Source organism: Allolucifera butyrica, assembly GCF_900476375.1.
GTDB lineage: Bacteria > Bacillota > Negativicutes > Sporomusales > UPPP01 > Lucifera > Lucifera butyrica.
On the sequence record NZ_UPPP01000133.1, the window covers coordinates 90965 to 112331 of the forward strand.

Annotated in this window: 19 protein-coding genes; 3 read left to right on the top strand and 16 right to left on the bottom strand. The window is 47.9% G+C overall.

Annotated elements, in window-relative coordinates:
- Positions 1–82 precede the first annotated feature (82 nt).
- The 10 genes from ulaA to LUCIF_RS24825 all read right to left on the bottom strand — a co-directional run bounded on the left by ulaA (position 83) and on the right by LUCIF_RS24825 (position 10754).
- Positions 83–1375 (bottom strand): PTS ascorbate transporter subunit IIC, encoded by a 1293-nt coding sequence (gene ulaA / locus LUCIF_RS24780; RefSeq protein WP_122630516.1) that lies wholly within the window; start codon positions 1373–1375, stop codon positions 83–85.
- Position 1376: 1 nt separating this feature from the next.
- Positions 1377–1676, bottom strand: a complete 300-nt coding sequence (locus tag LUCIF_RS24785) for a PTS sugar transporter subunit IIB (RefSeq protein WP_122630518.1) — start codon at positions 1674–1676, stop codon at positions 1377–1379.
- Positions 1677–1712: 36 nt separating this feature from the next.
- Positions 1713–2153: a PTS sugar transporter subunit IIA gene (locus tag LUCIF_RS24790; protein WP_122630520.1), complete on the bottom strand. Its 441-nt coding sequence runs from the start codon at positions 2151–2153 to the stop codon at positions 1713–1715.
- A 93-nt stretch (positions 2154–2246) separates the two neighbouring features.
- Positions 2247–4271, bottom strand: coding sequence for a BglG family transcription antiterminator (locus LUCIF_RS24795; RefSeq protein WP_122630522.1), 2025 nt, complete (start codon positions 4269–4271; stop codon positions 2247–2249).
- A gap of 225 nt (positions 4272–4496) precedes the next feature.
- A complete protein-coding gene (locus LUCIF_RS24800) occupies positions 4497–5249 on the bottom strand; it encodes a C1 family peptidase (RefSeq protein ID WP_122630524.1) in 753 nt (250 codons plus the stop codon).
- 264 nt (positions 5250–5513) lie between these two features.
- Positions 5514–6722: a tail fiber protein gene (locus LUCIF_RS24805; protein ID WP_122630526.1), complete on the bottom strand. Its 1209-nt coding sequence runs from the start codon at positions 6720–6722 to the stop codon at positions 5514–5516.
- A gap of 290 nt (positions 6723–7012) precedes the next feature.
- The gene (locus LUCIF_RS24810) at positions 7013–7465 is read right to left on the bottom strand and encodes an OmpH family outer membrane protein (protein ID WP_165866161.1); all 453 of its coding nucleotides are present in this window, start codon (positions 7463–7465) and stop codon (positions 7013–7015) included.
- A gap of 217 nt (positions 7466–7682) precedes the next feature.
- Positions 7683–8189 carry a 3-isopropylmalate dehydratase small subunit gene (locus tag LUCIF_RS24815; protein WP_122630529.1) on the bottom strand — a complete coding sequence of 169 codons (507 nt, stop codon included), beginning with the start codon at positions 8187–8189 and terminating at the stop codon, positions 7683–7685.
- Positions 8190–8202: 13 nt separating this feature from the next.
- Positions 8203–9456, bottom strand: a complete 1254-nt coding sequence (locus tag LUCIF_RS24820) for a 3-isopropylmalate dehydratase large subunit (RefSeq protein WP_122630531.1) — start codon at positions 9454–9456, stop codon at positions 8203–8205.
- Positions 9457–9482: 26 nt separating this feature from the next.
- On the bottom strand, positions 9483–10754 hold the full coding sequence (locus LUCIF_RS24825) for a nickel-dependent lactate racemase family protein (protein ID WP_122630533.1): 1272 nt from the start codon (positions 10752–10754) through the stop codon (positions 9483–9485).
- 269 nt (positions 10755–11023) lie between these two features.
- Between LUCIF_RS24825 and LUCIF_RS24830 the strand changes: the two genes are divergently transcribed.
- Positions 11024–12889 carry a sigma 54-interacting transcriptional regulator gene (locus tag LUCIF_RS24830; RefSeq protein ID WP_122630535.1) on the top strand — a complete coding sequence of 622 codons (1866 nt, stop codon included), beginning with the start codon at positions 11024–11026 and terminating at the stop codon, positions 12887–12889.
- Between the two features lie 8 nt (positions 12890–12897).
- Here LUCIF_RS24830 and LUCIF_RS24835 read toward each other — a convergent pair whose 3' ends face one another.
- The 4 genes from LUCIF_RS24835 to LUCIF_RS24850 all read right to left on the bottom strand — a co-directional run bounded on the left by LUCIF_RS24835 (position 12898) and on the right by LUCIF_RS24850 (position 17126).
- Entirely contained in the window at positions 12898–15177 is a 2280-nt protein-coding gene (locus LUCIF_RS24835; protein WP_122630536.1) for a xanthine dehydrogenase family protein molybdopterin-binding subunit, read from the bottom strand.
- Positions 15174–15629, bottom strand: coding sequence for a (2Fe-2S)-binding protein (locus LUCIF_RS24840; RefSeq protein ID WP_122630538.1), 456 nt, complete (start codon positions 15627–15629; stop codon positions 15174–15176). Before LUCIF_RS24840 ends, LUCIF_RS24835 begins: the two co-directional genes overlap by 4 nt.
- Positions 15626–16420, bottom strand: coding sequence for an FAD binding domain-containing protein (locus LUCIF_RS24845; RefSeq protein WP_122630539.1), 795 nt, complete (start codon positions 16418–16420; stop codon positions 15626–15628). Before LUCIF_RS24845 ends, LUCIF_RS24840 begins: the two co-directional genes overlap by 4 nt.
- Before the next feature lie 289 nt (positions 16421–16709).
- A complete protein-coding gene (locus LUCIF_RS24850) occupies positions 16710–17126 on the bottom strand; it encodes a secondary thiamine-phosphate synthase enzyme YjbQ (protein ID WP_122630541.1) in 417 nt (138 codons plus the stop codon).
- Positions 17127–17300: 174 nt separating this feature from the next.
- On the opposite strand from LUCIF_RS24850, the gene LUCIF_RS24855 reads away from it, so the two are divergent.
- Together LUCIF_RS24855 and ccsB are read left to right on the top strand one after the other, a co-directional pair.
- On the top strand, positions 17301–18515 hold the full coding sequence (locus LUCIF_RS24855; RefSeq protein ID WP_165866162.1) for a cytochrome c biogenesis ResB family protein: 1215 nt from the start codon (positions 17301–17303) through the stop codon (positions 18513–18515).
- A 2-nt stretch (positions 18516–18517) separates the two neighbouring features.
- On the top strand, positions 18518–19342 hold the full coding sequence (gene ccsB / locus LUCIF_RS24860) for a c-type cytochrome biogenesis protein CcsB (protein WP_122630544.1): 825 nt from the start codon (positions 18518–18520) through the stop codon (positions 19340–19342).
- An 11-nt stretch (positions 19343–19353) separates the two neighbouring features.
- Here the strand turns inward: ccsB and LUCIF_RS24865 are convergent, their stop codons facing one another.
- Together LUCIF_RS24865 and LUCIF_RS24870 are read right to left on the bottom strand one after the other, a co-directional pair.
- The gene (locus LUCIF_RS24865) at positions 19354–20838 is read right to left on the bottom strand and encodes a cbb3-type cytochrome c oxidase subunit I (protein ID WP_122630546.1); all 1485 of its coding nucleotides are present in this window, start codon (positions 20836–20838) and stop codon (positions 19354–19356) included.
- Between the two features lie 13 nt (positions 20839–20851).
- Entirely contained in the window at positions 20852–21259 is a 408-nt protein-coding gene (locus LUCIF_RS24870; protein WP_122630548.1) for a c-type cytochrome, read from the bottom strand.
- Positions 21260–21367: the final 108 nt, after the last annotated feature.

The window sequence follows — 21367 nt, forward strand, 5'->3', positions numbered from 1 at the left end:
AAATCTCTCACTAAGCACAGCGGATGGGGCTACCCATCCGCTTGCTTGTTTCCCTATTTCATTAAAGAAAAATAGTCTATGGTTACAGACCAAGAGAAGTTAATGCTGTGACTAGTTTTGCAAAACCAAGCCCTACGGTTGCATAAAATGGATCGCCAAAAGTACTTCCCGTTGTTGCAAGCGCCCCCGTACTCGGAATAAGGTAACCGGTTCCTACCGTAAGAATGATACCTACAATAAATGGCCCAACGATAGCTCCTTTCCATCCTCCAGTGCTATTACCGAATATGCCGGCAGTTCCTCCTGCAAAAAATGCCGGAACAATACCAGGCAATATAATATACAGTGCTCCTAGGCCCATCTGTACAAACATTCCTATTGTCATGCCAACGAACATAGAGATAAATCCAAAAATCAAAGCTGTTGGTGCATACGGAAACAAAACAGGACAATCAATAGCCGGGATTGCTCCGGGAATAAGCTTTTCAGATATTCCCGAAAATGCAGGTATAATTTCTGATAACATCATCCGAACTCCCGCTAGTACCACAGTCACCCCACCGGCAAAAAGCAATCCTTGCATTACAGCAAATATGATAGCATTGGTTCCTTTACTTACATTTGCTTCCACGTATGACATACCTGCCGCCACTACAGCAACTAAGAAAATTATCACCATAGTTACCGCCATACTGGCAGTTGAGTCTCTAAAAAAACTTAAACTTTTAGGGAGCTTAAATTTTTCCGCACTATTTTCCGGATTTCCAACATATTTACCAATCCAGGCAGAAAACCAATAACCTACATCTCCTGTATGCCCAACTGTAAAATTTTCACCGCCAGAGATTTTACTTGTATATGGATTTAGAAGCGCCGGCATTAGGGTAAAATATAACCCCATGGTTATAGACCCTACCACAAATAGCGGGATTCCGCTTAAATGAGCAATTGATACATAAATTGCCGTAACAAAAAGTGAAACATAAAACATTATGTGCCCGGTAAGATAGACGAACTTAAATTTGGTAACTCTGGCTAAAATTATATTGATTATAAACCCACCAACCATAACAAGCGCACCCATGGAACCAAAATTCTTTATGGCGAAGGGTAATACCGCTTCGTTTGTTGGCATTACTCCTTTTATAGAAAACCCGACATTTAATATTTCACCAAGAGGAATAAGAGAACCACTAATAACACCGGCTCCTGCCCCAATGATAACAACCCCTATGGTTGTCTTTAGTGAACCCATAATAATCTGATCAATTGATCTTTTCTGTATAATTAGCCCTATTAATGCCACTAAACCTAATAATATAGCGGGCTGGGATAATAATTGCAAAACGAAGAATTCAATGAACTTCATTAGCATTTTATATTTCCCCCCTATTTTTTTTCAGTTCATTTATTTTTTCTAATAATTTTTCTTCAATGTCATCCTTTTTGAAAAAATTTTTAATAAATATAATTTTGTTAGGATCAACATTTTTAAAAGAATCCTTTAACTCTTCAACCGTTACGATAAAATCGTAACTTTCACCAATAATGGAAGCCAGTCCGGCAGTTTCAACTTGGCCATCAATCTTAAACTTGTCAAGCACGCCTCTAACATTAATTTTCGCAATCATACTGCTGCCTAATCCCTGTGGGCATACTGTAAAAATCTTAATCAATCTGGTTTCCTCCCCCTTTAATAAATTTGATTTTTCTCACTTTCGAAATAACTCTATCACCTCCCTTGAGTTTTCAGCCGCTTTTATTTTTTTTACCTTTTCATCATCACCTAAAATTTTAACAAGCTCAGTCATTGCTGTTAAATGTGTTGAATGATCAATAGCGCAAAGACAAACAACTATCGATACAGGATCATGTTCCTTATTACCAAAGTTAACTGCTTCTTTAAGCGTCAACAAACTGATTCCAATTTTTTTTGCCCCTGCTTCAGGTCTTGCATGCGGCATTGCAATACCCGGAGCAAGAACAATATAGGGTCCTATTTCTTTAACAGAATCTATCATTGCGTCAATGTATCTACTCTCAATAGAATCGTCTTTTTCTAATAACTCGCCTCCTTTTCTTATGGCATCTTCCCAGTCCGTCACTTCTATTTTTACCTTTATTGTTTTCTCAGTTAACCAACTTTTTAGCATAACTCAACACCCCTTGGTAAATTGTTTAAGTATTTCTACTATTATTTATCTGGCCTGTAATAATTTAAGAGAATGACAATCCAAAATTATCATTTATTTTGCGAAATAGCGGTCTAGTAAAGCAAATATTTCCGCCTTATCTTTGCAAGTACGTAATACCTCTACAGCCCGTGAATCGCTCATAATTTCCCACAGTTCGGTAAATATACGAAAATGCGCATCTGCATCGATTACACCAAATGCTAAGACTAAATCGACCGGATCGTATTTAAAATTACCAAAAGAAATTGGGTCACTTAATCGTACCAGACTTAGACATATTCTTTTCACTCCATCTTCCGGACGTGCATGTGGCATTGCTATTCCTGGTGCAACCACAATATATGGACCGATTTGCTTTACACCGTTTATCATTCTATCTATGTAACAAGCTTCCACAGACCCGGTATCCATCAGCAACTTACCAGCCGTCTGAATTGCTTCTTCCCAACTACCAACTCTTGCATCTAAATCCACTGTTTCTGGCAGTAGTACATCTTTCAATGTCAGCATATCTTTTTTCGACCCTGATTTATCAATAGGCACAAACTTCTTATCATAAAAATATTGTATCTGTTTCTCAATTACCTGAATCTCCATATCTGTAAGTATGGGGGGAATATGCAGTATCGCTATATCTTTAATTTCTAAGGGAATTGTGCTAATAACAAGATCAATGTCGCTTAAGTCTTGCTGCTTTAACTCATATACCGACACTACTTTTTTGATGTTTAAATAGGGCATGCGGTTTTTGATTGTAATTGTTAGTAGTTTGACCGTGCCAATACCATTAGCGCAAACTAATATGACATTCAGCCTTTTGGGTAACCCCACTTTTTTTCTCTCAATAGCCGCGCCTAAATGAATAGCGAGATAACCAATTTCATCATCCAAAAGCTCAGTTCCAAGTTCTTGTTCAATCTCTTTAACAGCATTTAATGCAATCATAAATAGTTCCGGATATTTCTCCCTTATTTGCGGCAACATTGGGTTGTTCAGTTTAATCCCATATTTGGCCCGCTGCACTACGGGCTGCAAATGTAAAACTAAACCATTAATCAATTCCTCATCATCAAGATATATATCTCCCAACCATGTCTGACAGTTCTTCACAAAAGTCTCCGTTAAATTTAAAGCCCAAAGCTTCGTCTCGTTTTCTCCATTTCCTCCCAAATCTGAAACAATTGATATTTTACTGTTTAACAGTTGGAAGGTAATAAAAGAAATTTCAAAATCATCCTGAAAATGTTCATTATATGAGGAAAGTTCTACAGCTATCAGAGTTGACAATCTATGAAGTAAATTACTGTTGCAACCAGCAATGTTAATGTTGCTTAAATTGGCTATATACTTTCCATTATTAAGTCTTTTTAACTGCACTATTAAAGAAAGCACCATATAGTTGATGGAAAAGTCATTATATGGCAGGTTATTTTTCTCAATAATGTTAATAAAAGTATTAGCAATTTCTTTTACTGGTAGTTCGCGTGTATATTCGTGAAATAACTCAGTTTCAAAAATATAGTTTTCGCGAATATTCGTAGCCCCAAAACCATAAATGCGGGTGGAAAAAATATCTACCAGAATTTTTCGTATTGATTTCTCGTCTCCTTCACTCCATAATCCTAGACCTCTTTTGGAACAAAGCAACAAGTGGTATTTTTCAAGAAAGCTTCTCACACTGTCCAAATCAGCAACTAAAGTACTGCGACTAACAATAAGTTTATTAGCCAAATACTCTATTGAAACTGGTTCCTGGTTGTCCAGAATATGCACAACAATTGCATTACAGCGTTCTTCTTTTGATAATGCATAATATGAAGATTCTTGTAATTTATTTGGCAATAAATTCTTCACTAAATTGTAATCAACAACTTCTACCCAAATACCTTTATTGGCCTTTCTATGTAACTTAAAACTTTTCTTTTTCAGTTCATCCTCTATAATATCCAAATCATAACGAATAGTACGAGGACCAACGCCCAAAATATTGGCTAACTTTTCAATTGTAATTGGATGATTATGAATGGTTGATTCAAGAAGTTTAATTAGTTCTTGTCTGCGCGCGTTAAGAACCATCTAGTTAACTCCTTATAATAAATATTGTCTAACTTCATTCTACTGTCTTCCTATCTATAGAACAATTACAACAATCGTCAGAATATAGTGGCAATACATTGCACTTGCAGCTTGTTATTTTGCGAAAAGGATTGCTCAGTTAGAATCACAAGAGGCCGTTTACCAACAAATGCAACAAAGCCTTCCAGGCAAAATGAATTGCCTGAAAGGCTTTGTTTTTCCTTGTTAACCCCGACTAGTCCAGCAATCGGATACAAGTCCTTTATTGTAGAAACCATAAGGCAAATAGAAATAGCCCTTGTCTCCCCAGGAACTGCCCCAGGAATTCCGCACAATAAGCATATCTCTTTTATTATCATAACCAACAACAAGGACAGCATGACCGCCAAGGAATTGTTCCTTATCGGTATCCGGAATCGGAACAATCCCCGTCCGGGCCACTTCTTCACTCTCAAACGATTCATAAACATCAATACCGATAACTACCGGCAATCCTTCGGCCAGAGCCGCTTTTAAATGGGCAAGTGAAGTAATACGGTGATACTCGCCAATTTTGTACCTGGCAGCGTCGGCAATATCCTTGTCGGTCGGCGGATTCGTAAAGGTGGAAATATCGTACGGCCAGTCTGCCTCCGGACATACGCCGATTTGTTTTAAAACCTTCATGCCGTCCCTGATTTCTGCTCCGGAGTCTTCGCTGATTGTCCCTTCCAGGCTACGTTCTTCATAATAAAGAAACAACCTGGATAATGTCGTCAAAGACTGTCTGGCTTTTAATTCCAGATATTCCCGCAAACCGGATGCAATGGCATTTGCCGTACAGGAACCGAGTTTTCCCTGATCAACAATCGGGCTGCATTCAGCTCGTAAATCTACCTGGGCCGGTAAATGCTCGGCAAGCTGATATTGGGCTGAACAAAAAATGTAATCTCGTAAATCCAGGGAATCCTTTTTTAATAGATACTTACGCATAGGCATAGTTATCAGTCTCCTCTCCTTTTCGATGCGGATAATGGATTGCACTTTCAAACAGTCTAACTCTTCTTGGGGTATCTTTTTATAGAAGATATTTCTCCTGAGACAAAATGAATACCTATATATGGAAAAATATTTCTTTTTAAAGCTTATACCAAATTTGCAACAAAAAAATGACAGATGCGCTTTCTTAAACAGCCTCTTTTGCAGAAAATAATAAGCCCTCACCTTACGGCAAGGGCTGAATCTGGAGCGGACCAACCTATCCTAATATTTAATGCAAGCTAGTAAAGCCATGTTGCGAGGACGGGTTTCGGTGCCACCAGTTGAATTTTCTGTATTAGTATAGAAATCAGCATGGCCGTCAACTGATGTATCGCCATCATTACCCGTAAGTCTAAATGGTCCACCGTTACCTGTCCCAGCATAATAATCATTGTAATTTGATTCAATTTGATGATAGTGGGTCTTTGTTGCATCACTTTGGGAACTTCCCAGTATTCGATTACTATCAACTCCACGACCATCATCAAAACCACGTATAAACTCACCACGAAGATCCGGTAGGTTGAATGTTGTACTTCCGTCACCTGCCCCAAACATAGTACCCACTGCTGCAAACAAATCAGCATACTGGGTTCTTGAAACAGCCGACCCGTCAGCTTTTAGCCAGCCATCCGGTGCTGTTTCCCTTGCAAAATATTGAATGGCTCCTGCCGCCAAACTATTTGGTATTTGATCAATCGTTGCAATACTTTTCCCGTTCACCTGAGTAATCGTAATATCTGCGGACCCGTCAAAGGATACCCCATTAATAGTTCTTGCCGCAGCCAGTTTTGTCGCGGTCGATGCATTGCCGGAACACTCCGCAGCCGTATCCGCCTCCGCTGCACTTGCAACCTTGCCGTCTACCGCAATTGTGACTTTTTTGTTCGCTCCATCCGCATTCAAAGCAATATTGGTCCCTGCTGCCAATTCGATAGTATCCGTTGCACTGGCCGCTTCAATGGTTGTCCCATTTACCAGTACATTCGAAAAGGCGTTTTCCCCTTTTAATATATCGATCTGCGCCTGCAAGTCTTTGTCGGCACTAGCGCGGGTTGCTGCTTCTGCATCAATATTAGACTGTAAAGCCGTATCGCCATCAGTTCGTGTAGTAACCTCTTTAGTAATTTGAGCCTGCAGATCACTATCTGCACTAGTTCTTGCACTGGCTTCCGCATCCATGTTACTTTGCAGTTTGGCATCCGCATTCGTTCTCGCCAGTGCTTCCGCATCAACATTAGCTTGTAGTTGCTCGTCTGCTTCTTTTCGCGCAGTAACTTCCGCTGTAATCTCAGTTTGCAAATCATCAATTACAGGAATCACGCTTGGATCAAATTTTCCATCATTACCCAGCTCGACTATTTTGCCGATGTCCGCCTTGCCATTTGATATAACTATAACTTCCTCCGGACAAAAAACCGTTCTACTCATCTAAACACAACCTTCCCTCAAAATAATATTTAAACCGAAATAACAAGGACGTAGCATTCCAGTTTTTCCCTGTATATCGGTCTTCACTTATATACATTCGTTTCAGGTTCTTTTTTAAACGGGGTAAACTCAATTTATCTTTAAAAACTAAAAGCCACCCACCCCGGAGGATGAGCGGCATCGAAAGTGTCAGGGAGACAGGGCTTGATACAACCTACGGGAAGAAGTAATAATAAAAGCAGCCAACCCGGCTGCTTTAAAAAATTCAGGGATTTGCTCGGCTCTAATAATTATTTCTCGCCAAGCTCTGTCATAACATCGGCCGTCACGTCAATACCACCGGCAAGAACAAAGGCTTTGTTTATAATCATATCAAAATTTTTATCCTGCCGGACTTTCTCTATTGCCGCCAGAATCTTCTTTTTCGCTGCGGCATAGGCCAAACTGTGACTCTTGTTGGCTTCCAGCACAAGCTTGTAAGCCTGAAACTGTTTGTCTGTTTTGTCTGCGTCACTCAATCCTGGTGCCTGAGCAGCTTTACTCGCGGCCACTGCCTGTGCCATATCGTCTTTATACTTTGCGTTCGCCGCCTGAACATCAGCATTTTTACTCCAAACAGCCAGGTAATCGACATAGCCGCTCTGAGCAAAGGCCAACGCCGGGCTCATGAGGAAAAGAACGGCGAAAAAAAGGGTAGCACATTTTTTGGTTATCTTTGTTTGCATCGGAATCACTTCTTTCACTTTTATTTATAATTAATATTATTTATTACCTAAAATTATGACGTTTGTTCTTTTTCAAGGTATACCGCAACTATACTTTCATCGGCTACCAAACCATATTTCTCTAAAATTGGCCAAATTCCTTCCATACTCCCCTGCTCAAAATTCACCCGTCAATGCAATAAAGCCTTCCAGGCAAAATGAATCGCCAGGAAGGCTTTGTTCTTTCCTTTTTTGCTTACCGGGCGAGTCCCAACTGCTGTCGGATCATCGGTTTGATCCCGCCGCTGGCCAGGATATTCATTACATAGTCCGACATGGGCTGGGCCTGGGCCACGGCGCCGGTGGTTTCATTGGTGACCTTGCCGGTTTCGATGTCGACGCGCAGGACATCCCCTTTGCTCACCAGCTTGCTTATGCCGGGACAGACAATGGCCGGAATTCCCAGATTAATTGCATTCCGGTAGAAAATACGGGCAAACGATTCCGCCAGAATGGCGCCGACACCCACGGCTTTTAAGGTAATCGCCGCGTGCTCCCGGCTGGAGCCGCAGCCAAAATTAGTACTGGCTACAATGATGTCGCCTTTTTTAAATTCCTTGACAAAGCTGGGATCGGCTCCCTCCATGGCATGTTTCGCGACATCTTCCACATCGGTTAACTCTACGAACCGGCCCGGATAAATTTGGTCGGTATCAATATTTTCAGCAAAAACAAAGGCGCTTCCTCTGACTGTCTTTTCCATGGCACAACACTCCTTAGTCAATGTATTGGGAAGGGTCGACGATTTTACCCTCCAGCGCGGCAGCCGCAACGGCCGCCGGCGAGCCGAGAAAAATCTCCCCTTTGGTGTGCCCCATCCGTCCGGGAAAGTTCCGGTTGGTAGAAGTGATACAGGTTTCACCGGCCGCAAGCATTCCCTGATGGGTTCCCAGGCAGGCCGCACAGCCCGGAGTCACAAACGTAGCGCCCGCTTCTACCAGCGTCTGAATATATCCTTTGGCCATGGCTTCCAAAAAAACGGCCTTGGATGCAGGTACCACCACCAAACGGGTCCGGGGATGAATCTTTTTGCCCGCTAAAATCTGCGCCGCCACGGCTAAATCCTGTACCCGGCCGCCCGTACAGGAACCAAGATAGGCTTGGTCAACCGCCCGGCCGATGAATTGGGTAACCGCCGCGACATTATCCACGCTGGAAGGCGCCGCCAACTGCGGTTTTAAATGGGACACGTCAAAGGTATGTTCCGCCGCATAGCGGTATCCCGGGTCGGTCGTAAAAATTTCATACTCCCGGCTTACTTTCTCTTTGACAAAACTCATAGTAATTTCATCGGGCTGAATATAACTGGTTTTGGCCCCCATCTCGGTGCTCATGTTGCATAAAGCCATCCGCTCGGACACGCTTAATTGGCTAATGGTGGAACCGGCGAATTCCACGGCTTTATAGACCGCGTAATCGGCTCCCAGCGCCCCGATAGCATGCAGAATAATGTCTTTGGCATAAACACCCTTGGGCAGTTTACCTTCAAAATTGATGCGGATCACTTCCGGCACCCGGAACCACAACTTGCCCGTAATCAGGATTGTGGCCAAATCCGTTGCGCCGACCCCGGTGCCAAAGGCGCCAAAAGCGCCGTGGGTGGTGGTGTGCGAATCGGTAACCACCAGCAATTCTCCCGGATAGGACAGCCCGTGGTCCGCCAGAACCTGATGGCAAACTCCCTCGTTGATCTCCATGAGCAAATCAATGCCCTGGTTCCGGCAAAATTCCCGGAACTGCCGCTGATTATCCGCCTGGATAATCGTCGAAGCCGGCGCGTAATGGTCCAAAAACATAATCACTTTGTTGGGGTCATGCACTTTGGTACCGCCCATTTCAAAAAAGGAACGCACTGTTTGCAGATATAGATCGTTAATTCCGGCAAGATCCACGGCGCAGTTTACAATTTCACCGGTAACAACCGATTCCCTGCCCGCCTTTTTGGCCAGAATTTTTTCAATGGCATGCATAATACAACGTCTCCCTTCCGTGATTCTTACTTAGATGTTAACCGCGGCACGGTCAAACTGCCCTGCGGCATTAACAGGATGCTGGCCCCGGAACCCAGCTTGGCAAAGGCTAATTGCAGCGCTTCTCCCATATCCTTGGCCGGCGTGAACAACAAGGTCCGGGCCAAAGCCGGGTCCAGGGAAGATACCAGGATAAACTCCGCCCGCTTCATCAGCCGGGTTACGGCATACGCTTTATGCCCGCCGATTTGGAAATCGGCCCGTAAGGCGGCTTCCACTTTTTCCGGCGAATTGTTCTCCTGCATTGTTTTTTCGTATACGGCTGAACCCGAGCCCTCGCGGCACTCGCCCAAAATGATCACTACCCCGCCGTCTTTGACCGCACACCAGGCATTGTCCATCGTCTTCTGCAACTGATAAACGTTAATATCTTTCGGATAGCCGCTGCAGGTAGCAATAACCAGGTCGGCCCGGCTGCCGATTTCCACGCCGTATACGTCATCGACAAATTGGCACGCTTCTTTGTGGGCCGTAACAAAATCGCCGGCGAATACTTTCAAAAACTCTTTTTTCTCATTCAGCACTACGTTGAGCAAGAACGAAGGCCGGCACATCTGCACCCCTTCCACCTGGTCATGATAGACGGGATTGCCTTCGAGCCTGCCGATTACGGCGCCGGGCTCGAACATCATACTGTGGTTCTTGCGAATCGTTTCATAGTAAGCTACCCCGGGTAGCATGGCTTTCCGGCCGCCGCCGAAGCCGGAGAAGAAATGGTGCACCACGCTGCCGGTACAGACAATATGGTCGGCCTCAGCCACCAGCTTGTTAAACCACACCGGCGTACCGCGGGAAGTGGTGCCAAAAAACTGGAACTGGCTCTGATCCCGGGTATCGTTATTATACATCCGGACCCGCGCCGCGACGGCCGGGCCGACTTCTTTGACCATTTCCTCTTTGGTCATCGCCCGGTGAGTTCCTAACGCGAAAATAATAAACATGTCCTCATCCGGAATGCCGGCAGCGTTGAGCTCATCCAAAAGGATGGGCATAAAAACATGACTGTTTGCAACCCGGGTCGGATCGTTGACAATAAAGGCGACCGTTTCCCCGGGTTTTACAATCTCCCGTAAGGGCAGACTGTCAATCGGGTTCCGGATTGCCTGCAGGATGGCCTGCTCCGGTTCTGCCAACACGGGACAGGCTTTAATCTTCAGTTCTCCCGCCACCTGCGCCGAATTCAAACTAAACTTTACTTTTCCGTCGCCATACTTAAAGGCATATTCTTGTTTTGACATCTTCATTTTCTCCTCCATTACCAGAGTCCTGTTTACGTCCATATTACTATACGAAGCAAAAAACGTGCCAACATTAGATTTCCAAGCAATTCAAGCAACTAAATCAGACCAGGGTAACCGCCCGGTTAAATAATGTCTCACTTTGTTCTATTATCATTTCAAAACGTTTCAAACACCGTTACTCTCTATAACTACATTCTTGCAATACTCGCCGCCAGTGTTCTATAATTGAAGCAAAACGTTGCAAATCGTTGCACAGGAGGCCCAAAATGTCGCTTATTACTTTTTTAGCGCCCGATATGAGCATGCTGGCCAGGGCCCAGCAGTTATTTAAGGCCCGGCATACCGATATACACATTGAAAAAGGATTACTCAGCGAAGGGGTTACCGTCGCTTCCTCGCTGGTAGCCCAGGGCACGGAAATTATTATTACCCGTGGCGGAACCGCGTCAGCTATAAGGGCTGCCGGTCTTGAGGCCACGGTGGTCGAAATTTCCATCACCGGGTTTGATATCATCCGTACCGTCGAAAAGGCCAAACAGCACGGATGTTGCATCGGCGCCGTTTCTTTCCCGGCAATCCTGAATGGAATTGATTGTTTGAATGCCATTTTAGGCGTGGACATCCGTTTGTATCCCATTCAGGCCGAATCGGAAGCCGAAAACCAGGTCCTGCAGGCTTTCCGGGACGGTGCCGATGTAGTCGTCGGCGGTTTTATAACGGCCCAAGCCGCGCAAAAACACAATTTACCCTTTGAATTAATCGACAGCGGCGAAGAAGGTATTTTGCAGGCGGCCCAGGAAGCGAAACGGATTGCCCATGCGCGGAATCTGGAAAAAACAAAGACCACCCTGTTCCGGGCGGTCCTTGATTACGCCTATGAAGGAATCATCTCCGTCGATAAAAGCGGCCGCATTACCTTTTTCAATCCCATTGCCGAGCGGATTACCGGAATGAACGGCACAAAAGCCATGGGCCGGAAAATCACCCAGATCTGGCCGGCGCTCAACCTGGAACGGGTCATGCACACCGGCCAGGATGACCTGGGGCATATTCTCAAAATTAACGGGGTTGATGTTCTTTGCAACAAAGTGGTGATTGCCGTAAACGGTCAGGCTGTGGGGGCGGTTGTCACTTTTCAGGACGTAACCCAGATCCAGCAGATGGAGGCCCGGGTACGGCGCCGCATTTATGCTTCCGGCCATGTAGCCAACTTTCATTTTGAGGATATTCTCGGCACCAGTGCGGTATTAAAACAAACCATCGAAAATGCAAAAGAATTCGCCTTAACCCATTTCTCGATTTTAATCCTCGGCGAGACAGGTACGGGCAAAGAGGTGTTTGCCCAAAGCATCCATAACTACAGCGACCGCCGCCAGGGTCCGTTTGTGGCAATTAACTGTGCCGCCCTCCCCAGCCAGATACTGGAAAGCGAACTGTTCGGCTATGTGGGCGGTGCCTTTACCGGCGCTAATCAAAAAGGAAAATCAGGCTTATTTGAATTGGCTCATAACGGAACGATCTTTCTGGACGAGATCAGCGAAATGGAGTATGCCACCCAGGGCAAACTTTTACGCGTGCTGCAGGAAAAAAAAGTCATGCGGTTAGGCAGTGACAGCGTCATTCCGGTTAATGTCCGGATTATTGCCGCTTCCAATAAAAGTTTAAAAACTCTCGTTAAGGAAGGCAAATTCCGTTCCGACTTATACTACCGTCTGAACGTTCTGCAGCTCAGGACGCCGGCCCTGCGGGACCGCCGGGAGGATATCCGGGTTCTGGCGCAGTTCTTTTTAAAGGAACGGGCCGGCATTATAAAACGCCACTTAAAACTGGCCCCTTCCGCCATTCAGGCGCTGGCTCAATACAACTGGCCCGGCAATGTCCGGGAATTGCAAAATATCATCGAACGGGTCATCGCCGTGTACAAGCAGGAAACCATAGATGCCGCCGCGATCGGCCGGATGCTGGAGGACCAGGACGAAACCACGCCGACCGCCGGCATTCTCCCCGACGAAGCGGCCCAAATCCGGCAAGCCCTCGCGTCATGCAAGGGAAAATATGCCAAGGCCGCCGAGTTACTTGGCATAAGCCGCTCGACTCTCTGGCGCAAACTAAAGCGTCTGGGGCTGAAATAAGGAAATCGCTAGCGTTTATTTTGCATTAGCCTGAATACCTTTTCCGGCGTTACCGGCAAGGTTTCCACCCGGACGCCTACTGCGTTGTAAACGGCATGGGCAATGGCCGGCGCCGGTGTATTGATCACAACTTCCCCCAGGGATTTGGCCCCAAACGGACCGGTGGGCTCATAGCTTTCCTCGAACGCCACCCGGATGCGGCCGACATCCTTCCGGCAGGGGATTTTATACTGCATGAAATTATGGGTCTGCATATTACCCCGTTCGTCATACTTAACGTCTTCATATAAAGCCAGCCCAATTCCCTGGACAATACCGCCCTCGACCTGGACCTGCGCCAGCTTCGGATTGATCACGGTACCGCAGTCCACTACCGCCACATAATCCAGGAGTTCGACCTTGCCGGTTTCGGTGTCCACTTCTACTTCGGCAAACCCGGCGATAAAGGGCGGCGGCGATACCGGACTGCCATAGGTGGCAGTGGCGGCCAGCTGTTTTTTCCCCGCCCCCGACGCTAAGATTCCGGCCAGTCTGACCAGACTTACCGTTTTCGTTCCGCCGGGGCCGGCAATTTCTTTTCCGTCGAACACTACCTCGCCGGCGGCCAGGCCCAAAACGGAGGCGCCATACGCCATGATTTGCCGCCGCAAGTCTTCGGCGGCCCGTTTCACGGCCATACCCGTCACATAGGTAGTACTGGAAGCGTAAGACCCCGGGTCATAAGGCGATACGTCCGTATCAGCGGCGTGAACAATAATATCGTCCAGGGAAACTTCCAGAACCTCGGCTGCCATCTGCGCCAGGATCGTGTCGCACCCTGTCCCCATGTCGGTAGCGCCGATCAGCAGGGTAAAATTCCCATCATCGTTCAGACGGATCTCGGCGGAAGCCGTATCCACGCCGGCAATGCCGGAACCTTGCATGGTTACCGCCATTCCCACGGCCTTTATCTTGTTGCCCTCGCATTTACGCGGGTACTTCTCCTGCCAGCCAATCATATCTTTCCCCCGCTCAATGCACCGGTGCAGCGCGGAACTTCCCAGGGGTTTATCCGGATAAGTAAGACAGGTTTCGCCCTCTTTAATCAAGTTTTTCAGCCTGATCTCCACCGGATCCATCCCCAGCTTGGCCGCCAGCCGGTTAACCGCCGACTCCAAAGCAAACGTTCCCTGGGTCGCGCCATAACCCCGCAAGGCCCCGGCAGGCATTTTATTCGTATAGACTACGTCACCCATAAACCGGACGGCTCTCGTTTTGTTATAAAGAGGCAGCGTCTTATCGCCGACCACCGCAAATACCGTCGGCGCATGTTCCCCATAGGCCCCGGTATCCGATAACCCCCGGATATCAATAGCCCGGATGTATCCCTCTTTATCCGCACCCAGTCTCACCGTCAGCCGCATGGCATGACGGCTGGTCGTGCAGTGAAAGGTCTCTTTCCGGTCATAAACCAGTTTGGCCGGTTTGCCCGTCTTTAACGTGACCATCGCCGCAAATACTTCCACCGCGCCGGTCTGTTTCCCGCCGAAACCGCCGCCGATCCGGGGTTTGATAACCCGTATCCTGCCGGACGGCAGTTCAAGTGCACGGGCCAGTTGCCGCCGGACATGAAACGGGATCTGCGTCGAACTGACTACGACCAGCCGCCCCATGTGGTCCAGGTACGTAAACGCGCGATACGTTTCCATCATGGCATGGGCCTGAGCCTGGGTATAATAGGTGGCCTCAACGCTCACGGCACAGTTCTGCAGCTCTTTTTCCACATCGCCAACCTCAACTTTGTGAGAAGAAACAATGTTTAACTCCCGTTGCATGCCGATGTCATAATGGCAATGGACATCCTCTTCCGGATGCACAACCGTCGGATTTCCCGCCGCCGTTTCAAAATCCAAAACAGGCTGGTAAACCTCATACTCGACCTGGATCAACTTTTTCGCCCGTTCCGCCGTTTTTTCATCCACAGCGGCGATCACGGCAACTTCATCACCGACATAGCGGACAATGGGATCTAATATCAGCCGGTCATACGGTGACGGTTCGGGATAAGATTGGCCGGCCAGGGTAAACCGGACCGTAGGAACATCCTTATACGTTAGAATGCATTCTACCCCGGTCAAGGCCGCTGCCGCCACGGTGCTGATTGACTTGATGCGGGCAAACGCATGCGGACTGCGCAATATCCTGACTACCAGGGCGTTCGGCTGCGCCAGGTCTTCCGTATAGACAGGCTTGCCGGTGGCAATAGCCAGCGCATCTGTTTTGGGTACCCCTTTGCCTACTAATTTCATGCCAACGCAACCCCCAAATATTTCTTAACCGCCCGCAACTGCCCCATATAGCCGGTGCAGCGGCACAGATTGCCGGTCAGATAATGTATAATTTCCGCCTCCGTCGGCTGATCCAGTTCCCTTTTCATTGCCAGTACGGTCATGATAAAACCCGGACTGCAAAAGCCGCATTGTTCCGCTCCTTCCGCCGCCAGTACGCGGGCGAATTCTTCCGCCTCCTGCCGCACTCCTTCCATGGTCGTAACGGCTCTGCCGTCAACCCGTATTGACAGGACACTGCAAGACAGGGTCGGCTTTCCGTCCAGCCAAACTGTACAGAGACCGCAACAGGTCGTATCACAGCCTTTTCTCACGCTCAGCAGGCCGTTAGCCCGCAGCGTATCGGCCAAAAACGTGTCCTTTTCCACTTCCCAAATGGCCTCGTTTCCATTAATAACCACCGCGATTTTCATGCAATCACCTCTTCAATGGCCCGTTTTACCAGGACTTGGCACATAGCCCGCCGGTACTCGCCCGTTCCCCGCAGGTTGCTGCCGAAATCGAGTTCCGCCGCCGCGGTTGCCGCGATGCCGTCGATATCAGGGCTGCCGGCGCCCGCTGAAGCCGACAATTGCTCCGAAGCCTGTCCGGCGATTTTCGCCCGCAGCGGTCGCGCCCCGGCAACAACGGTCCAGCGGCCATTCCCGTGCGCCACGGCAACATTCAAAATGGGATAGTCACTGGCCGAATTCCGGAGATGTTGATAGGAAGCCCTTCGGCCATCCTTTTTGATGAAAATCCGCACTAAAATATCTTTGCTGTACGGCCTGTCCAGGAACTCGGCCAGAGGCATTCTGCCTGCTTTATACAGCTCCACGTCCGTATCCAGGGCCAGCAGTGCCGTGATCAGATCGGAAAATCCGTATTTGGCATAAACCGAAGCCCCTACGGTAACAACATTGCGAAACTGGACTCCGATAATATTGCCGACCGCTTTCGGCAAGAGTCCATTAAAATTTTGCCGCAGCCCGGGATGGGTTTCCACCATGCGAAAGGTTGCCATGGCCCCCACCTCGATATAGTCCGCTTGTTCCCGGATGGTATCCAGATTCAATTTTGACAGGTCAATCGCCGTATCAATTTGCTTCGAACCGATTCGTAAAAAGGCGCAGCCGCCCAATACGGTATTGTTCGGCCCGTCAACCAGCAGACGATAGGCGGCATCCATTGTATCCGGCTGAACTAAATCCTTGATTGTGAACATTCTCTTTCTCCTTTTATAGCCTTGCTTAAAGCAAAAATAACCCCCGGCATAGAACTTCGCTGCGAAAAAATGAGCGAAATTTCCGCCAGGGTTTTTATCCCACAGAAACTTCCGGGCCATATTCCCAAAACTATACGAGACGATTCAGTTTACCTGACTATTTTACCAATCCGGATCATTTTTTGTCAATAAAAAACCAAACATTTATCCTAAATTAACAGTTATCGTTCGGCATATTATAAATATAAAGTCATGCAGTCCGGCCTGCATGACTTTATTATTCCTGTAATTATTCACCAATGATCTTGATTAAAACCCGTTTATCCCTTTTGCCGTCAAATTCGCCGTAAAAGATTTGTTCCCAGGTGCCAAAGTCCAGTTTCCCCTCGGTTACGGCCACAACAACTTCCCGTCCCATAACAGTGCGTTTCAAATGCGCATCCGCATTATCTTCAAAGCCATTATGCCGGTACTGGCTATAGGGTTTTTCCGGCGCGAGCTTTTCCAGCCACACTTCAAAATCATGATGCAAGCCGCTTTCATTATCGTTAATAAATACACTCGCTGTAATATTCATGGCATTACATAATACCAATCCTTCCCGGATACCACTTTCCTGCAGGGCAACCTCGACGTAGTGCGTTATATTCAGGAACCCCCGCCGGCTTGGCAGATTAAAAACAAGTTCTTTCCGGTAACTTTTCACACGGATCACCTCCGGTGTATAACTTACCTTATCTATGCCAAAAACTCCTGCAAAATTATAAAAATCTTGCAGGTCTTCCCCCGGGCATGATTTTGTAGAATTCCGCAATACTAGTAAATACAGTAAAAATAAAGGAGAAGCACCAGCTTGGTAAACCCGTCCCTGCTTACTGCAATGAAAGAGATACTTCTTCCGCCCGCAGTCAAATGCCTAAGAACCGTTGCGGCAATGGAGACAGGCTTTGCTTTGCTGTTCCTGCTCATTGGATTATCGGTTGCCGGTGCACTGCTGCGGCCCCATCTTTATCATACCCTCTGGTTTAGTCTGCCGGCCGGCTTGCTCTGCCTGAATCTGGCCCTGAACAGTTGGCGGCAATTCTGCTCGCTGTTCAAGGCGCCTTTCGGGGTTTCCCTTCTTCCCCCCGGTGGAATCGAGTCCTGTCCCGTCTACCGGTGTTTACCGGTCCCAACCGGCGAAAAAAAAACATTATCCCTTGCCGCATCCCGGCTCAAGAGTCAGGGTTTCCGGCTGCAGCCTCTGGCAGAACGGCAGGAAAGCGGCTTCTATGCTGTCAAGGGGTGGCCGGCGCCCTGGGGAACACTTGCCGTCCATATAGCACTGCTGCTCATAATCAGCGGCGCCGCCTACGGCCGCCAGCATGAGTTCACAGTGAATACCTTCCTGCCGGCGGGCGGTATTTACGAACTGAACACCGCCGGCAATACCCGCCTTACCCTCCGGCTGCATAACTTTATTACCCGTTATTACCGGGACGGGACGTTCTCCGATTGGATCAGCGATGTATCGCTGGAACAAAATGGCCATGAGCTGGTGCGGCAAAAAGTCAAAGTGAATGAACCGCTAAACTATAAAGGTCTAAAAATCTATCAAATGTCATACAGCAACCGGATCCGGACGCAGGTGCTGACGAGTTCGGGCGCCGCCGGGCGCGAAGCCCTTCTGAAAGAGGGCGATATCCTGACGGTAGATGAACCGGCCGGTCTGGCGATACAACCCGTAGGCGTTACTCCGCAAGGCCGCATATTCTATTGGGTTTATCATCAGGGGCAGCCGTTTTGCCAGGGAACCATCTCGCCGGAAAAACCGCTCTCCCTGACCAGCAGGGTTTCCGTACGTTTTGGACCAGTCATCCCTTTTTCCGGTTTATACATCAAACGGGATCCAGCCGTACCCTGGCTTGGGATCGGTTTTGTCCTCTTAACCGCCGGCCTTTTCCTCAGCCTTTATTCCCGCCGCGTTTCGCTGTGGCTGACTGTGACCACCAGCCAAGGCACCCTCGTCAGACTGGGCAGTTGGAACGGCGAGGCTGCTGCCATCTTGGACAATCTAAGGCTGGACAGTACGCTCAGCCGGAAACAAGGTGAGTAAATATGGCGGTCTGGGAAGCAATGTTTTTAGCCGGAACACTGACAGCTTACTTTTGCGCCGGCTGCCTTTACCTTTTGAATTGGCTGCGGCCGCGGCCGCTGGCGGGAAAGCTGGCGGCCCTGTCCACGTTCATCGGCTGGAGCGCCAATACGTTAATCCTCGCAGTGCGGACGGTCACGGCCGGGCATGCCCCGCTGACCGGCAGCTACGAGTTTGGCCTTTTGGTTGTCTGGGGCTTGATTGCGCTGCATCTGTACTGGAAATCTTGCTCCCGCCGGGCATTCGGCCAGTTCATTCTGCCGGCGGCTTTTTTGCTGACCGGTGTCGCCGTCTGTTTTTATCGTCAGGCCGGTCCGTTGCTCCCGGCGCTCAAAAGCAACTGGCTGCTGCTTCATGTTATGGCGGCGCTGACCGCCTATGTATCCCTGGTCATTTCCTTTGTCCTGGCCTTAGCTTATCTGTGCCGGCTGCGATGGGAAGAAAAAAACGGCACCATGCCGGCGGCTATCGCCGCTTTGCCGGACCTGGGCACCCTGGATACCCTGGTCGAGCAAGCCATTCGCACCGCCTTGCCTCTTCTGACACTGGCGATTGGCAGCGGTGCGGTATGGGCCGAGAACGTCTGGGGAACCTATTGGAACTGGGACCCCAAGGAAACCTGGTCGCTTATAACCTGGCTGGTATATACGATTTACCTGCACGGCAGGACCGTCTTGCACTGGCGCGGCAAACAAGCCATCCACTGGGTCATAGCGGGCTTCATGGTTTTACTATTTACCTTCATCGGCGTTACCCTTGTTTTACCGGGGCTGCACGGTTATGGTTGACACGCCTGGATTTACCGTCCTCTCTTCTTCCCCAGCCATAATAGCTGACGTAAAATATCACTGATTTTATATAGCAGTTGTTTTTTTCTCTTTTCCTTTTGCACCAGGCATTTTAATAATTCGTGAACGCTGGATGAATTATTATTGCAATGCGCCTTATCCGTATACGCTTTGGTACCCGCCCAGACACTTTTGGCGATGATAAAAAATAACAGAGTACTGCCGGTGACATAGACCATACCACCTAACATTCTGAGGAAAAGATACGGCTGGATCAACTGGTTGGTTGCCCCGATACTCAAGCCGATGACCCGCCAGAAATAAGCTTGAAGCCCACCGGCCAGCAATAAGCCGGTGCCCATAATTAACAAACCCAGATTCAGAGCAATGACAGCCGCCCAGCACCAGCGGTATCCTGCTGAAGTAAGCGTAAATTCAGTAAAAATAATATAAAAGCAAACAGCCAGCGCTAAAAAACCGAACACGCCGAAAAGAGCAAGATGGGAATGAGCCGAGGTAATATAGGTGCCGTGAATATAACGGTTTATGCCCGGATAGGCCATAAAGAAACCTAAAAAACTGGCGCCGAAAATATGGTAAAACAAGCTGCTGCCGACCAGGGCTAACGTAATTTGGTCCCGCTGCTCCAGGTTGGCGAAACCGGAAAAGGTAGCCGTTTGCAAAGCTGCGTAAACCAGTAAAATAGCGGGCAAAATTTGCAGCGCACTGCAAATGCCGCCGACCCAGAGCCAAAATGCCGGCACTCCGACCCAGTAATAATGGTGGCCGGTGGCCAGGATCCCCGCTAACGCCACAAAGGTCATATCCAGGTAAATCGCCGTTTCCGTCGCCTGCCGCTGCGCGCCGGTCACTTGAATTAATAATGCGGCTAATACGCCCGTTCCCATTAACTCTAAAGACATTTCCTCCCAGAGGTGGACAACCCAGAACTTAGCAATTTCATCAACGGTTGGCTGGGCATAGGACATAATATTGGGCACATAAAAAAGAATCAGGGTTATACTGCCCGCCACCATACTGACAAGAGTAGCGCGGCTTTTCGGCGCCTTCGAAGCCAGATACGTACGCAGCAGATTATAACCCAGCAGCAGCGTGGAGGCAGCCGTGGCTAATTTTAACGGCCAAATCGCTTCAAGATATTCCCTTCCTTCGGTAAAACCAAACAGCAGCGATCCTAAAATTAAAAACGTGGAACCCGTCAGCAGCCAAAAATTAATATCGACCAGCTTAGGACTGTAAATTTCCTGCTCCGCTTCCAGGCTGAAAAAAAAATAAACTGCGCCGATTACCCCGATCAAGGGCCAATAGATACTGATATTTAAATGAAAAGCTCTGCCCGCCGCATAGGAAATGGGAAAAACGAGTTCAGGAAAAGCAAGTTCCAAAGCCCCGACCGTAGCCGCAAATCCCTGCATCCAAAATAGCAGGCAGGCAACCAAAGCATATTTACCGCTTAACCGCTGCGCTTGAAACAAATGAATGACTCCTTTATTTTATTTCTTTGCTAAAAACCGGACGGGGCGGCCAACCCAATGTATTAACTGAATTGAGAAATTTAAAATAGGCCGTCACCTCGTCTGCTTCCTCTTCCGTCAGCTTGTCGTGCCGTCTGTACTTGGTCCCGGTTATTAAAGGGGGATGAACAAGATAATCCCGCAAAGCAGCCGGACCAAATTTTCCGTATACCTTAGTAAGATCCCCGCCGCTATAGCCGCCATTGCCAAATATAGTATGGCATTCAATACAGCCTTTCTGTTGAAACACCATCTTCCCCTGTTCGGCTTCAGCCGGGACCGGGGGGAGTCTGCCATGGGCTATTGAAATATAAATCAGCAAAGCAAAGGCCACCAAAGAAGCGGTTATAATCACCAAAAAGCCCTTCAGATAAAGTCCCATGGAACCATTCTCCTTCGCATTCTTCGTCTTATTATCGGTTATCTCGAAGTGTTTCTATACATTAGTACCTTGGAACAAGAATCGACTATTAACGGTTAAACAGCATCA

Bases quoted from the DNA above. Each gene is read 5' to 3' on its own strand.
- ulaA (WP_122630516.1), bottom strand. From the start codon at position 1,375: ATGCTAATGAAGTTCATTGAATTCTTCGTTTTGCAATTATTATCCCAG.
- LUCIF_RS24790 (WP_122630520.1), bottom strand. From the start codon at position 2,153: ATGCTAAAAAGTTGGTTAACTGAGAAAACAATAAAGGTAAAAATAGAA.
- LUCIF_RS24795 (WP_122630522.1), bottom strand. From the start codon at position 4,271: ATGGTTCTTAACGCGCGCAGACAAGAACTAATTAAACTTCTTGAATCA.
- LUCIF_RS24800 (WP_122630524.1), bottom strand. From the start codon at position 5,249: ATGCCTATGCGTAAGTATCTATTAAAAAAGGATTCCCTGGATTTACGA.
- LUCIF_RS24805 (WP_122630526.1), bottom strand. From the start codon at position 6,722: ATGAGTAGAACGGTTTTTTGTCCGGAGGAAGTTATAGTTATATCAAAT.
- LUCIF_RS24815 (WP_122630529.1), bottom strand. From the start codon at position 8,189: ATGGAAAAGACAGTCAGAGGAAGCGCCTTTGTTTTTGCTGAAAATATT.
- LUCIF_RS24820 (WP_122630531.1), bottom strand. From the start codon at position 9,456: ATGCATGCCATTGAAAAAATTCTGGCCAAAAAGGCGGGCAGGGAATCG.
- LUCIF_RS24825 (WP_122630533.1), bottom strand. From the start codon at position 10,754: ATGTCAAAACAAGAATATGCCTTTAAGTATGGCGACGGAAAAGTAAAG.
- LUCIF_RS24830 (WP_122630535.1), top strand. From the start codon at position 11,024: ATGTCGCTTATTACTTTTTTAGCGCCCGATATGAGCATGCTGGCCAGG.
- LUCIF_RS24835 (WP_122630536.1), bottom strand. From the start codon at position 15,177: ATGAAATTAGTAGGCAAAGGGGTACCCAAAACAGATGCGCTGGCTATT.
- LUCIF_RS24840 (WP_122630538.1), bottom strand. From the start codon at position 15,629: ATGAAAATCGCGGTGGTTATTAATGGAAACGAGGCCATTTGGGAAGTG.
- LUCIF_RS24845 (WP_122630539.1), bottom strand. From the start codon at position 16,420: ATGTTCACAATCAAGGATTTAGTTCAGCCGGATACAATGGATGCCGCC.
- LUCIF_RS24855 (WP_165866162.1), top strand. From the start codon at position 17,301: ATGAAAGAGATACTTCTTCCGCCCGCAGTCAAATGCCTAAGAACCGTT.
- ccsB (WP_122630544.1), top strand. From the start codon at position 18,518: ATGGCGGTCTGGGAAGCAATGTTTTTAGCCGGAACACTGACAGCTTAC.
- LUCIF_RS24870 (WP_122630548.1), bottom strand. From the start codon at position 21,259: ATGGGACTTTATCTGAAGGGCTTTTTGGTGATTATAACCGCTTCTTTG.